Genomic DNA, 13,274 nt, shown 5'->3' on the forward strand with positions numbered 1-13,274 from the left:
AGCGCAATGTTTCGTAGAAATTGCGCCCAAAGCTATAAATAAAATTCCTTTTAATTGTAAAGCTAGAATTTGCTAGTCATTTATTAAAAGAAAAATCTCTGTATATCATTCCATGTGACAACTACCATTAAAATCATTAGTAGAACAATTCCTACAAAATGAACAATTCCTTCTTTTTGACGGTCAATTGGTTTCCCTCGTAAAGCTTCAAAACCAAAGAATAATAAGCGACCACCATCTAAAGCAGGTAATGGAAGTAAGTTCATAATTCCTAGATTTATACTTAACATTGCAGCCCAATTCATTAGGTTCATAATACCGTACTGAGCTACTTGCTCGGTTGCTTTATAAATACCTACAGGACCAGATAAAGCGTCTATTGTAAACTTACCAGTAATCAACATACCTAGAAGCTCAAATATTTTGACAGTCATATTATAGGTTTCTTGTGCCCCATAGACAACAGCCTTTAGTGGATTAAATTCTCTCGGGCTATCGTAAAGCACACCAATTTGACCATACTTTTCTCCATCCTGCTGGACTTCCTTAACAGTCATATTTAAGTTGATAGATTGTCCATCTCGATCTACGGTCACCATAATCTCTTCGTTTGGATGATCCTGAATAATTGCAGCTAAATCCTGCCACTTTTCAACAGCTTGTCCATCAATGGCTGTAACTCTATCACCTGCAAGCATCCCAGCCTCCGCAGCTGGATTATTTTCTACTACTTCAGAGATAACTGGCTCATATGTTGGAACTCCGTGAATTAATCCAATAACTAAATAAATCACGAAAGCTAGAATAAAGTTAAAAAATGGTCCTGCAAAAATAGTCATCGCTCGTTGGCCAACCGTTTTAGAATTAAATTGACGATCATGAGGTGCAATGACAAGCTCTCGTCCATTTTCCACAAGGACACAATCTCTCGCTACTTGATAACGAACTAATCGTTCTTCTTCATCATAGCCCTCTACAAACAAATCTTTTTCTAAATCAGCACGTTCAACTTCTAAAAATAATAAATCTGGTAATTGCTTATTATTTTGATTGAAAATGATTTTTTTAACAACATTATCTTCATTGACAACAAGCCCTATTCGATATCCTGGCTGTAATTCAGTGCCATCCATATCTTCGCCAGCCATTCGTACATATCCCCCGATAGGCAATAAACGAACAGTATACATTGTTTCTCCATGCGTTCTCCCATATATTTTGGGTCCCATTCCAATGGCAAATTCACGTACTAGAATACCTGCTCGTTTGGCGAATAAGAAGTGTCCAAGTTCATGGAAGAAGACGAGCAAACCAAATATTAAAATAAATGCAATGGCTGTTTGCATAATACCCCACCTTTAAAAGCGATTAGTTAACGATACATTGCTCTCGTTATTTTACCATGTCTAACACTATTTTTCTTGTTTCACTGTCCACCTGTAAAATCGTTTGTAAATCTGGTATTGCAATGTTTTGGTGTGCTTGCATCACACGTTCAATTGTCTCATCGATTTGAAGGAATGTTATTTTCCCTTGTAAAAAAGCTGCAACTGCTGCTTCGTTCGCTGCATTCATTGCTGTTAAAATGGTACCACCAGTACGGCCAGCCTCATATGCTAATCGCAATGCTGGATAACGTTCAAAGTCCATTTCTTGAAAATGTAACTGACCAATTTGCGCTAAATTCAGTCGCTGACCATTATGTAACGGGATTCGATCAGGATAACTTAAAGCATATTGGATAGGAACGCGCATATCTGGTGTACCTAATTGAGCAATCACACTAGTATCATGATACTCAACTAGAGAGTGAATAATACTTTCTCTATGCAAAAGTACATCAATTTTTTCGTATGGCATATCAAATAAAACATGCGCTTCAATCACTTCTAAACCTTTATTCATCATTGTTGCAGAATCTATTGTAATCTTTGCGCCCATCGACCAATTCGGGTGATTCAGTGCGTCAGCGACAGTCACATGTTTTAATTGGTCCCTTGTTTTATCACGGAAGCTGCCACCTGAAGCAGTAATAATTAAACGTTCAATATATTTTGGGTCTTCACCATTCATCGATTGGAAGATAGCTGAATGCTCACTATCAACAGGCAGAATAGTTGCGTTATATTTTTTCGCTTCAGCCATCACTAAATGCCCGGCTGTCACAAGTGTTTCTTTATTAGCAATAGCAATTGTTTTGCCCATTCGAATGGCTGCTAAAGTAGATTCCAGCCCAACACTTCCGAGCACTGCATTGACAAGAATCGTCGAATCTGGATGTGTAGCAACCTCCACTAAGCCTTTTGCGCCAAATGTAAAGTGAATTGTCGGATACTCCTTAGCAAGCAGCAGCGCATCTTCTTCTAGCTGCACAGAAACCAATTCGGGCTTTAAGTTATCAATCATCTCTCGTGTTTTCTTTATATTTTTCCCTGAAGAGAAAGCTACTAATTGAAAAGCTTCACGTTGTTCTTTTAAAATATCGTAGGTTTGCCAACCGATTGAACCAGTTGCACCTAATAAACTAATCTTTTTCACAACACATTGTCCCCTTTTTCTATCTAAGCAAATGTATGAATAGATGTCCTTAAAAGTTCGGATTAACTACCAAACAAATTTAAAAAATGAAGCAAAGGCACGACGAACAATAGACTATCGAAACGATCTAATATCCCGCCATGCCCTGGTAAAATATTACCTGAATCCTTTACATCAAAATGACGCTTAATAGCAGATTCTACTAAGTCGCCCATCTGACCAATAATGGAGGCGAAAATTGTTACGACTACAAGTGATATATAACCATCTTCGAATGGGTAAATGAGTTGCATACAGACAGCGAAAATGACGGCAATGACAATTCCACCGATGAAGCCTTCAATCGTTTTCTTAGGTGAGATTTCAGGCCATAACTTATTCTTACCAAATTTTCTTCCGACAAAATAAGCACCTGAATCCGTTGTCCAAACGACTAATAAACAATAGACAACGTACTCTAAGCCTACGTTCCTTGTTTCAATTAGGTAATGGAACCCTAAGCCCACATAAAATGCACCTAATAAAATAAAACCAACTTCATCAAAAGTTATTTTATTTTTTACTAAAACGACGTAAATCAGGAGTAACATCATTAGACCATAGACTACCATTAGATTAGACGAATAGCCTATTAAATCTACAACCTTTTCACTCCAGTCGTTCGGTATGACAAGTAAAATTAAAGTGACAAGCCCTAAGAAGCCAGGCACAGAAAAAATCGAAATACCTTTCATCTTTAGTATTTCATAAAAACCGACAATAGCCATTGCTAGCACAAGTATGGCAAATGGTACTTTTCCATAAATAACGAATGGAATGAAAAGTGCTGCTGCAATTATTGCGGTAATAATTCGTTGTTTCAAGTTGTTTCTTCTCCCTTCAACCCACCATAACGGCGATTACGCTTTTGATAGTTTTCCACCGCTTCCAGTAAGGTTTCCTCACTAAAATCTGGCCATAATGTATCTGTAAACCAAAATTCCGTATAGGCAAGCTGCCAAAGCATAAAGTTACTTAAGCGTACTTCACCACTTGTACGAATTAATAAATCCGGTTCAGGCAAATGGGCCGTCATTAAATGAGACGTTAAGCATTCTTCTGTTAGGTCTTGCATTGTTAATTGACCGTCCTGCACTTTTTGAAGCATCATTTTCATGGCATTAACCATCTCAGAACGACTTCCATAATTCAGCGCAAAATTTAAAATAAGGCCTGTATTATGCTTCGTTTCTTCCATTGCCTCATACAACGCTTTTTGTGTATGGGCAGGTAATAAAGATGGATCTCCAATCATTTCGACACGTACATTACGTTCCATCATCTCGGGTAAAAAGGAACCTAAAAACTCGACTGGTAGCCGCATGAGAAAATCTACTTCAGGTTTTGGGCGTTTCCAGTTTTCAGTGGAAAATGCATATACGGTTAATACCTTTATGCCTAAATCAGACGCAAATCTCGTGACCTTACGTACTGTCTTCATTCCCTCATGATGACCAGCAACACGTGGCATAGCTCGTTTTTTTGCCCAACGTCCATTTCCGTCCATAATAATCGCTACATGGGCAGGAATCGGCTCGCTTTTAGTTAGGGCCACACGCTCCTCCAATGATAGTGTATCCATATTTATTTGTTTACCTAATAGCTTTTTAAACATGCTAACTCCCCCACTACAACTAATCGGACGTATACTAACCTATCATAACAAACAAAAGCGCTTTTTGTCTTTTTTTTCCCCTCTAAATTGACTATGTATGTACTAGCGTATTTTAGAACTATACACATTCTTAAAGAATAAGTTTGTTAAAAAATTAATCAATATTTATGTGATGCATAACATTGTATATTTCATCTATGCTTTTCTCTATGATTCAGCTCATATTCGAACGGTAAAGAGAAAAGACGTCCTGTAAAGTATAGGACGCCTTCATCTCATCAAAAAGTTCCATCATAAACATGTAAAACCTTTGTTTTACACCTCTAAAATTTCTTTTTCTTTATCTTTCGTTACTTGATCCACTTTGACAATGAATTCATCTGTTAATTTTTGAATATCATCACCATAGCCACGTAGATCGTCTTCTGTGATTTCGCCAGCTTTTTCAAGTTTTTTCAAATCATCATTCGCATCACGACGTACATTACGTACAGCAATTTTTGCGTCTTCTGCTTCTTTTTTCACTTGCTTCACTAAATCTTTACGACGCTCTTCAGTAAGAGCAGGGATCATTAAGCGAATGATAGAGCCATCATTTGTTGGTGTAATACCGATATCAGATCTCATAATTGCTTTTTCAATTTCACCTAAAATTGTTTTATCGTAAGGTGTAATCACTAATAAACGAGCTTCTGGTACAGAAACACCTGCAAGTTGATTGATTGGTGTTGGAGCTCCATAATAATCAACCATAATACGATCTAGTAATGATGCGTTTGCACGACCTGCACGAATTGAAGATAGTTCACGTGTGAAAGCTGCAATTGTTTTGTTCATTTTATCTTTTGCTTGTTCTAATACTTGTTTTGCCATTATGCATTCCTCCTAACAACTGTTCCGATTTTTTCACCTAGTACAGCACGTTTAATGTTGCCTTGTTCCGTAATTGAGAAAACAATTAGTGGAATATCGTTATCCATACATAGGGTAGAAGCTGTTGAATCCATTACTTGTAAGCCTTGTTGAATAACGTCTAAGTATGTGAGTGTATCATATTTAACGGCTGTTTGATCCACTTTTGGATCTGCTGAATAAACGCCATCAACATTGTTTTTAGCCATTAAAATCGCATCTGCATCAATTTCTGCTGCACGTAATGCCGCCGTCGTATCAGTTGAGAAGAACGGATTACCTGTCCCTGTTGCAAAGATAACGACACGCTTTTTCTCAAGATGTCTAACTGCTTTACGACGAATGTATGGCTCCGCTACTTGAGTCATCACGATAGAAGATTGAACACGTGTTTCAATGCCTAATTTTTCAAGAGCATCTTGTAACGCTAGGGAGTTCATGACTGTTGCAAGCATGCCCATATAGTCAGCTGCAGCACGATCCATCCCCATTTCACTACCTATTTTTCCACGCCATATATTACCGCCACCTACAACAACAGCAACTTCTACATCAAGATCCACTACTTCTTTTACTTCTTCTGCAACAGACTTGATTATTTTTGGTGATAAACCGAAGCCCGCTTCTCCAGCTAACGCTTCACCACTTAGTTTAATAACTACTCGTTTATATTGCGGTACACTCATTGTAAACCTCCGTAAGACTTTATTTAAAAAATCTCTATTCCCTTTTCCATTATAGTATATCTAACAATAATTGCTAGTTGTGAATAAGGCAGAATAGAAAATTCTATTACTATTTTCTTTATTTCGGAAAAATAGGGAACACGCTATGTTGTGTTCCCCATTTTTTGTCTAGAAAATCTAGATATTATTTGATTAGGATCAAATGCCCGCTAAATTAGTTACCTTTAACTTGGCTCATTACTTCTTCTGCAAAGTTATCTTCACGTTTTTCGATACCTTCACCAACAGCGTAACGTACAAAGCCGTTTACTGAACCACCAGTAGAAGCTACGAAATCACGTACTTTTTGATCAGAGTTTTTAACGAATGATTGATCAAGTAGGCAAACATCTTCGAAATATTTACCAAGACGACCTTCAACCATTTTAGCAACGATGTTTTCTGGTTTACCTTCGTTAAGAGCTTGCTCAGTTAATACTTTACGCTCACGTTCAACTTCTTCAGCAGAAACTTCATCGCGAGAAACGTAAGTTGGGTTGATAGCAGCAATGTGCATTGCAACATCTTTAGCTGCTGATGCATCAGTAGAACCTTCTAAAGTTACTAATACTCCAATGCGGCCGCCCATGTGTAAGTAAGCGCCGAATGAATCTGCATCAGTTTTTGTTTTGATTTCAAAACGACGAAGTGTGATTTTTTCACCAATTGTTGCTACAGCTGTAGAAATTTGATCTTCAATTTTTACGCCATCAGCATTTGTAAGCTCTAATGCAGCTTCAACTGATGCTGGTTTAGCAGTAAGTAATTGCTCTGCTAAAGATGAAACTAATACTTGGAATTTGTCGTTTTTTGCAACGAAGTCAGTTTCAGCGTTAACTTCAATGATGATTGCTTCGTTACCTTGTTCTAAAATATAAGTTGTACCTTCTGCCGCGATACGGTCAGCTTTTTTAGCAGCTGAAGAAAGACCTTTTTCACGTAGGAAATCGATTGCAGCTTCTAGATTACCATCAGTTTGTACTAGCGCTTTTTTACAATCCATCATACCAGCGCCAGTTTTTTCACGTAATTCTTTTACTAATTGTGCAGTAATGTTTGCCATTTAGTGTTTCCTCCTCAAATTGTTTGAACATAGTTTTAATGATAGGTTCTAAAAAAGGTGATAAGGGTTTTGAGCCACTTATCACCTTTTTGTAAACGTGAATTACTCAGCAGCAGCTTCTACAGCTGGAGCTTCTTCTTCACCTTGTTTTGACTCGATTAAAGCGTCAGCCATTTTAGCAGTTAAAAGTTTAACAGCGCGAATAGCATCATCATTAGCAGGGATTACGTAGTCGATTTCATCTGGATCACAGTTTGTATCAACGATACCTACTAGAGGGATGTTTAATTTACGAGCTTCAGCAACCGCAATACGTTCTTTACGTGGGTCAACCACGAACATTACGTCTGGAAGATCGTGCATATCACGGATACCGCCTAAGAATTTGATTAGACGTTCGTGTTCTTTTTTAAGTTGGATTACTTCTTTTTTAGGAAGAACTTCGAATGTACCTTCTTCTTCCATTTTTTCGATTTGTTTCATACGTGCAACACGTTTTTGAATTGTACCGAAGTTAGTAAGAGTACCACCTAACCAACGTTGGTTGATGTAGTAGTTGCCTGAACGTTCAGCTTCATCTTTGATCGCTTCTTGTGCTTGTTTTTTCGTACCAACGAAAAGAACTTTACCACCGTCTTGACCAACTTGACGCATGAAGTCATAAGCTTCCTCTAATTTTTTAACAGTTTTTTGTAAGTCGATGATGTAGATCCCGTTACGTTCTACGAAGATATATTTCTTCATTTTTGGGTTCCAACGACGAGTTTGGTGACCGAAATGTACACCAGCTTCAAGTAATTGTTTCATAGAAATTACTGACATGTGAATTTCCTCCTAGTATGTTTGGTTTTTATCCTCCGCATTTATCTTTTGCAACAAGCTACCCTAATCTTAGAGCACCACTTACTACATCAAAATGCGTGTGTAGTAATAACACCATTTGCAACTATATCATAGCTTTTGCCGGTTAGCAACAATTTAGTGATGAAATTTCAGTAAAAGCTCGATTTCTGTTTTTCCCTTTTGCAGCTGTTTCGCTATTTCTTCTGTTGATTTACCCTGCTTTGCTAAATTTAATGCCTGTTGCTCTATTGTAAGCTCTTTAACCTGCTCCTTTTGCTCTACTTTCAAAGGCGTTGGTGAGGATGCTGCTGTTGCCGTTGTCTGTTGCTGACGCGAATAAGCATTGGCTACTATATTTTTAGGTACATAGATACGAGCATCTTTATCTAAGCTTAATGGACTGTCATTTTTCAGCACTTGCTCTGAGGGCGAAGTAGCCTGCTCCTGTTGAGGCTCATTGCTTACGGTTTGTTGAACGCGAGTCGCCGCTATGTCTGATGATGAGACATTTTGTAGCTCCTTAATAAGACGGTCGTTTTCATCTTTCATTTCTGTTAAATAGACACTAATGGTATCGTCCATTTCGCTCATTAAGCGTTCTTGCTTCTTTTCTAAATCCTTAAATTTTGCTAACTTAGTATTTAAAATAATAAGGAAGTAAAATGTAAGTAGCTGTAAAAAGAATAGTACCGCTATTAGTATGGTTGTCATTATAAGCTCCTATCCACTAAAATCCACGAAATTGCCTTTAAACGGATGTTGTGCCTGTTTTTCTTGTTGATCCTGTTGCTTTTTCTTCTTTTTGTAAGGATCCGTTAAGTATTCGCCACCTGCATCTTCATCCTCACTTATTTCATCCATACCTTCTGATGTATTTACAATTTTTTGCTTGCGCTCTATTTCCTTTTTTAACGCTTCATTAGCATGTGCTTGTTGAGCTAAAGCTTGTTGCTGTACTTGATCAGCCATTTTCCCAGCTTCAAATGTTTTAGGAATCGCAATTTGCAATTCAACCCCTTTTAAACTCATCGGAATCTCTCCCTCAAGGATATTTACGCATTCATCATTTCGCTAGATAATAATTTACGTAATTTTAAAAGCGCTTTGGAATGGATTTGCGAAATACGTGATGTCGATAATTCAAGCATTTCACCAATTTCAGTCAGCGTCAGTTCCTCCGTGTAAAATAAACTTAGAACCAACTGTTCCTTTTCATTTAGCTTCTGAATATTTTCTGCTAAATCATCTAGTAATTCAGATTTAACCACCGATTGTTCAGGAGTTTTTGTCGTATCATCTCGAATGACAAACGACTTTCCATCTACCTCTTCTTGGTCTTGTTGTTCATTAATGGAAAGAACATTGGAAAAAAAATGCTCTTGTACTGTCTGATAAACGTCTTCCACAGGTACTTCCATATGCTTCGCAAGTTCCTCAGGTGTCACATGACGCATATATTTTTGCTCTAATTGCTCAATCTGAGCATCTAATTTTTTGGCTTTTTCTCGCGCTGAGCGTGGTAGCCAATCTTCCTTACGAAGCCCATCTATAATGGCTCCCCTTACTCTAAATGAAGCATATGTATCGAATTTCAAATCTCTATTAATATCAAATTTATTTAATGCATCAAAAAGTCCTATCATACCTAAGCTCGTTAAATCGTCTCGCGATACACTCTTTGGTAATCCCGCACTAATACGTTGAACATGGTAAGATACTAAAGAAATATATTTTTTTATGAGTAAATCACCAGCATCTGGATCACGCTCATGTATCCAGCGATTCCACAGTTTTTGCTCATCGTTCAGAATTGGTTGTGTCATGAAATCCACCTCTCTAAAAAACGCCTTTACGCGCCCGTTTGCTACTGACTACTTGCGCTCATAAAACTTTTCTTTCATCAGGATTTCTCCATAGTTTTTTTAAAAATCTATATCCGGGTTACTCTTACTAGTACCTAACAGAGTAAAAAAATGGATAAACTATTGCCATCTTTCCTACTATTATAACAAAAATCGACTATAATTTCATTTGTTTCTGTTCGTCTCTCTTTATTTTGTACAAACAAATTAAAACTGTACCCTAGCTATACATTAACCTAGGATACAGTTTTAAAATATGTCTAAATTATTAAGCTTTTACTTTTTAATTTTGTTAGGTTTTTTTGTAGGAATTATGAATCTTATATAGCGCCCTTTTGCTCTTTCTTCACCGAGGTTACTAGGTATAAATACACCCAACAAAGTAGCATTCTCACCATTTGTCCACAGAAATTCAAATCATCTCCTATCGAACTAAATGATACTAGTTCAAATCTGGCCTTATTTTCTCCACCTTTTTTAGCCTAAAAAAGGATGGCTATTTGACCGAAGTCAAACAGTACCACCCTCTTGAAGATATTGCTTTAAATCGAACTAAAAACCATTTTACCATTAAAGATGGTTGCCTTACGTTGACCTTTGCGGGCGATTGCTTCAGCAGCGCAAGAAGCATCCACTAAAACTAGATTGGCACTATCTCCAACCTTTGGCCAGATTTGTTCACCTGCTTGATTCAACGGCGTTTTCCCACCTGTAATAAACTGCAAGGTTTGCGCTAATGAATATTCATCTCTCCACCCTGAACTATTAGCTAAACGGCCTGCTCTTTCTAACAGATCTCCGTTCCCAAATGGTGACCAAACATCAAAAATATTATCACAACCAATTGCAACCGGTACCCCTTTGCTATGTAATAATCCAACTGGAGGAAATTTTCTGCGAATAGGTACACTAGTCACTATCGTAATCCCTGCATCTCTTAATATGTCAGCCATTTCTTCTGCTTCAGCTCGTGAAACATCACCAAGTCCGAATGCATGGCTTATCGCCACTTTACCTTGCAGACCAGCCTCCTTCGTTAATTGAGCTAATCTTCTCATTGTAAAGGTACCTAATTGATCCGGGTCATGTAAATGCAAATCAACCCCAGCATTTCCCTCCACAGCGAGCTCCACCATTTGTTGTAAGGATGCCTCAATATCGCCATCCACAGTAGCTGGATCAACACCACCTACTAAGCCTACGCCCATGCGAAGGGCTTCTCTTATTATATTTGTCGCCTTCGTTCGCAATAGTCCGTGCTGCGGAAAGGCTACGATTTCATATGACAACCTTCCTTCAAAAGTTTGTAAAGCCATTTGAACTTCCTCTAAATTTTTTAAGCCCACCTCGGGATACAAATCCACATGGGTACGAACATGGGTAACCCCAGACTGTACATAACGTGAAAGCAACTCTTCTGCGCGTTGTTGTGTAGTGGTATGTAAAGTAGGAAGAACCTTTTTTTCTATTTCCAGACGTTCAAAAATATTGTTCACAGGTGTGACAGCAAGCCACTGATCGCCTAAAAGTGTTTTATCCAAATGACAATGTTTTTCGATGAAAGACGGTAGCGCTAATAGTTGCTTCATATCTTTTTTAGGGAAATGATCATTCAATTGCATTTCTGCCGAAACAATATCTGAAATTTTCCCATCCTTAATGAGGAGATGTGAGCAGGCGGTTCTTGTCTGTGCAACCATACCATTTTCAACATGATAGCCTGTTTCAAGTCGTACATTGGTTAACCAAAAAGTAGCATGCATTTTAAATGTATCCTTTCTATTTTCAATTTTAAAGTTCACCAGAAACTATTTTTCCTTTAAAGAGCACTGCCACTCTTTTCGCCCTTCTAGCCACAGCTTCTGCCGAACAAGTTGCTTCAACAAAAACAATATTTGCTTCATCTCCAACATTCGGCCATATTTGATGACCATCCTTATTTAGAGGTGTAATACCACCTGTAATGTATTTTAGGCTTTGACCAAGTGAACGCTCATCACTTAAACCAAATCGTTCTGCAAGTGTTCCTGCTTTTTCTAGACTATCCCCTTTCCCGAATGGTGACCAATGGTCCGTAATACTATCATCGCCAAGTGATATGTTTACCCCTTTATGATCTAAGAGAGGAATAGGGATAGTGTGCTCAATTGGCACAGTAGAAGTAATAGCTATGCCAAGATGTGCAAGTAATTCTGCTACTTCACTCGCTTCACTAGTAGGAATATCTGCAAAAGCCATGGCATGACTAATTGTCACTCTCCCTTGCCAACCAGCTGCCTCTGTTAACGCTGCTAGTCGTTTAAACGTAAAAATGCCGAGATGGCCAGGATCATGAATATGAAGATCTACATCTGCATTTGCGTCTACCGCTAATTCCATCACGGTTTGTAATGATTTCTCAATATTTTCATCGATTGTTGCAGGATCAACACCTCCTACGAGAGATGCCCCGTTACGCAATGCTTCTCTTACTAAAGAAACCGAATCACTACGTAATAGCCCATGCTGCGGGAATGCTACAATCTCCATAGCAACTTTATCTTTGTAAGCCTCTTTTACTCTTAAGACCGCCTCTAAATTTTTCAAACCGATAAACGGGTCAATATTACAATGCGTACGAATATGTGTGGAGCCTGCATTTAATAGTAGATCTATTAGTTTTTTTGCTCTTTCCTCTGTTACAGGTAATAAACTAGGAAGGAGTAATTCTTCCTCTTTTAATCTAGTTATAAGACCCTCTGTTGGAATGGTAGGTGCCTTCCATGGCCCACCAAAATATGTTTTATCAAGATGAATATGCATATCCCTAAAAGATGGTAGCATGAGGTAGCCTTGAGCATCCAATTGAGGTAAATCCATCTCTAGTGGTTGATTTCCACGTTTAATTTGCTGTATTATCCCCTTTTCAATTTGTACATTAAAAAGCTCGGTTTGTGTTCCAATTACAGTAGTATGATTGTAATGTAAACCTGTTTCTAGTCGTACGTTAATGAGCCAATATGCTAATGGTGTCATTATATGAACCTCCTTTATTTTTCTTCAAGCTGAACCATCTGAATATCCCTCTCTATATGTGGTAAGGACAGTTGATGATAGACATAGTCTTGGCAAGTATTGCTAGCATGAAAATAATAGACTGTTGTTAATTTGGCATAATAGATGGCACTTAAACACATCGGACAAGGTTCTGTACTTGCATACATTTCACAGCCTTCGAGATTAATTGTTTGCAAAGTATGGCAAGCTTGGCGAATCGCTTGCATTTCTGCGTGATTCGTCAAATCATTTGTTTTGGCTACCTCATTAACACCCGAACTAATAATTTGCCCATTTTTTACTACAAGCGCTCCGAATGGTGCTCCATGTTCTGATAGTGCATTTTCATTTGCTAAATCAAGCGCTTTTCTCATAAATTCGTGTTGATTCATATTCTATTCCTCCTAGTAAAAGCAGATATATCACGTTAATAGCTGTAATATAAACTGAATGATGTCCAGTAGCCAAATGCTTTTAACCTCCTTATCCTGAGTTGTGCCTATACTAACTTTTGCTCTTATAGACTAGTCATTTCAGCAATCATTACGAGCCTTCTAGACTTAGCGTTGTGGCATCACCGTATCATAGCCAGAAGATTCAGTCTTTTTAACCAATTCTATGAGACATTAATAATGAATCTA

General features: G+C 37.9%; 14 protein-coding genes. All 14 read right to left on the minus strand.

From position 1 onward, the window contains the following. Positions 1-83: 83 nt before the first annotated feature. The gene (gene rseP / locus C9J29_RS01050; RefSeq protein ID WP_008181395.1) at positions 84-1,346 is read right to left on the minus strand and encodes an RIP metalloprotease RseP; all 1,263 of its coding nucleotides are present in this window, start codon (positions 1,344-1,346) and stop codon (positions 84-86) included. Between the two features lie 46 nt (positions 1,347-1,392). After that, on the minus strand, positions 1,393-2,538 hold the full coding sequence (dxr, locus tag C9J29_RS01055) for a 1-deoxy-D-xylulose-5-phosphate reductoisomerase (RefSeq protein ID WP_089985343.1): 1,146 nt from the start codon (positions 2,536-2,538) through the stop codon (positions 1,393-1,395). Positions 2,539-2,600: 62 nt separating this feature from the next. Then, a complete protein-coding gene (locus C9J29_RS01060) occupies positions 2,601-3,401 on the minus strand; it encodes a phosphatidate cytidylyltransferase (RefSeq protein ID WP_089985341.1) in 801 nt (266 codons plus the stop codon). Then, complete coding sequence (locus C9J29_RS01065) at positions 3,398-4,192, minus strand: isoprenyl transferase (protein WP_008181400.1); 795 nt, start codon at positions 4,190-4,192, stop codon at positions 3,398-3,400. Before C9J29_RS01065 ends, C9J29_RS01060 begins: the two co-directional genes overlap by 4 nt. 315 nt (positions 4,193-4,507) lie before the next feature. After that, a complete protein-coding gene (frr, locus tag C9J29_RS01070; protein WP_089985339.1) occupies positions 4,508-5,065 on the minus strand; it encodes a ribosome recycling factor in 558 nt (185 codons plus the stop codon). After that, the gene (gene pyrH, locus C9J29_RS01075) at positions 5,065-5,790 is read right to left on the minus strand and encodes a UMP kinase (RefSeq protein WP_107921507.1); all 726 of its coding nucleotides are present in this window, start codon (positions 5,788-5,790) and stop codon (positions 5,065-5,067) included. Before pyrH ends, frr begins: the two co-directional genes overlap by 1 nt. Before the next feature lie 214 nt (positions 5,791-6,004). Next, positions 6,005-6,892: a translation elongation factor Ts gene (gene tsf / locus C9J29_RS01080; RefSeq protein ID WP_008181406.1), complete on the minus strand. Its 888-nt coding sequence runs from the start codon at positions 6,890-6,892 to the stop codon at positions 6,005-6,007. A 102-nt stretch (positions 6,893-6,994) separates the two neighbouring features. After that, positions 6,995-7,714, minus strand: a complete 720-nt coding sequence (gene rpsB / locus C9J29_RS01085) for a 30S ribosomal protein S2 (RefSeq protein WP_004269262.1) — start codon at positions 7,712-7,714, stop codon at positions 6,995-6,997. Between the two features lie 156 nt (positions 7,715-7,870). Next, on the minus strand, positions 7,871-8,446 hold the full coding sequence (locus C9J29_RS01090; RefSeq protein ID WP_008180716.1) for a hypothetical protein: 576 nt from the start codon (positions 8,444-8,446) through the stop codon (positions 7,871-7,873). A gap of 9 nt (positions 8,447-8,455) precedes the next feature. Then, positions 8,456-8,764 carry a hypothetical protein gene (locus C9J29_RS01095; protein ID WP_008180718.1) on the minus strand — a complete coding sequence of 103 codons (309 nt, stop codon included), beginning with the start codon at positions 8,762-8,764 and terminating at the stop codon, positions 8,456-8,458. Between the two features lie 23 nt (positions 8,765-8,787). Then, positions 8,788-9,558: a FliA/WhiG family RNA polymerase sigma factor gene (locus C9J29_RS01100; RefSeq protein ID WP_008180720.1), complete on the minus strand. Its 771-nt coding sequence runs from the start codon at positions 9,556-9,558 to the stop codon at positions 8,788-8,790. 581 nt (positions 9,559-10,139) lie between these two features. After that, the gene (locus C9J29_RS01105) at positions 10,140-11,360 is read right to left on the minus strand and encodes an amidohydrolase (RefSeq protein ID WP_043990756.1); all 1,221 of its coding nucleotides are present in this window, start codon (positions 11,358-11,360) and stop codon (positions 10,140-10,142) included. Positions 11,361-11,388: 28 nt separating this feature from the next. Then, positions 11,389-12,612 (minus strand): amidohydrolase, encoded by a 1,224-nt coding sequence (locus tag C9J29_RS01110; RefSeq protein WP_107921508.1) that lies wholly within the window; start codon positions 12,610-12,612, stop codon positions 11,389-11,391. A gap of 14 nt (positions 12,613-12,626) precedes the next feature. Further along, positions 12,627-13,025 carry a nucleoside deaminase gene (locus tag C9J29_RS01115; RefSeq protein ID WP_089985336.1) on the minus strand — a complete coding sequence of 133 codons (399 nt, stop codon included), beginning with the start codon at positions 13,023-13,025 and terminating at the stop codon, positions 12,627-12,629. Between the last annotated feature and the right edge of the window lie 249 nt (positions 13,026-13,274).

It is taken from the genome of Lysinibacillus fusiformis, assembly GCF_003049525.1.
GTDB lineage: Bacteria > Bacillota > Bacilli > Bacillales_A > Planococcaceae > Lysinibacillus > Lysinibacillus fusiformis.

Bases quoted from the DNA above. Each gene is read 5' to 3' on its own strand.
- rseP (WP_008181395.1), bottom strand. From the start codon at position 1,346: ATGCAAACAGCCATTGCATTTATTTTAATATTTGGTTTGCTCGTCTTC.
- C9J29_RS01065 (WP_008181400.1), bottom strand. From the start codon at position 4,192: ATGTTTAAAAAGCTATTAGGTAAACAAATAAATATGGATACACTATCA.
- frr (WP_089985339.1), bottom strand. From the start codon at position 5,065: ATGGCAAAACAAGTATTAGAACAAGCAAAAGATAAAATGAACAAAACA.
- pyrH (WP_107921507.1), bottom strand. From the start codon at position 5,790: ATGAGTGTACCGCAATATAAACGAGTAGTTATTAAACTAAGTGGTGAA.
- tsf (WP_008181406.1), bottom strand. From the start codon at position 6,892: ATGGCAAACATTACTGCACAATTAGTAAAAGAATTACGTGAAAAAACT.
- rpsB (WP_004269262.1), bottom strand. From the start codon at position 7,714: ATGTCAGTAATTTCTATGAAACAATTACTTGAAGCTGGTGTACATTTC.
- C9J29_RS01090 (WP_008180716.1), bottom strand. From the start codon at position 8,446: ATGACAACCATACTAATAGCGGTACTATTCTTTTTACAGCTACTTACA.
- C9J29_RS01095 (WP_008180718.1), bottom strand. From the start codon at position 8,764: ATGAGTTTAAAAGGGGTTGAATTGCAAATTGCGATTCCTAAAACATTT.
- C9J29_RS01100 (WP_008180720.1), bottom strand. From the start codon at position 9,558: ATGACACAACCAATTCTGAACGATGAGCAAAAACTGTGGAATCGCTGG.
- C9J29_RS01105 (WP_043990756.1), bottom strand. From the start codon at position 11,360: ATGCATGCTACTTTTTGGTTAACCAATGTACGACTTGAAACAGGCTAT.
- C9J29_RS01110 (WP_107921508.1), bottom strand. From the start codon at position 12,612: ATGACACCATTAGCATATTGGCTCATTAACGTACGACTAGAAACAGGT.
- C9J29_RS01115 (WP_089985336.1), bottom strand. From the start codon at position 13,025: ATGAATCAACACGAATTTATGAGAAAAGCGCTTGATTTAGCAAATGAA.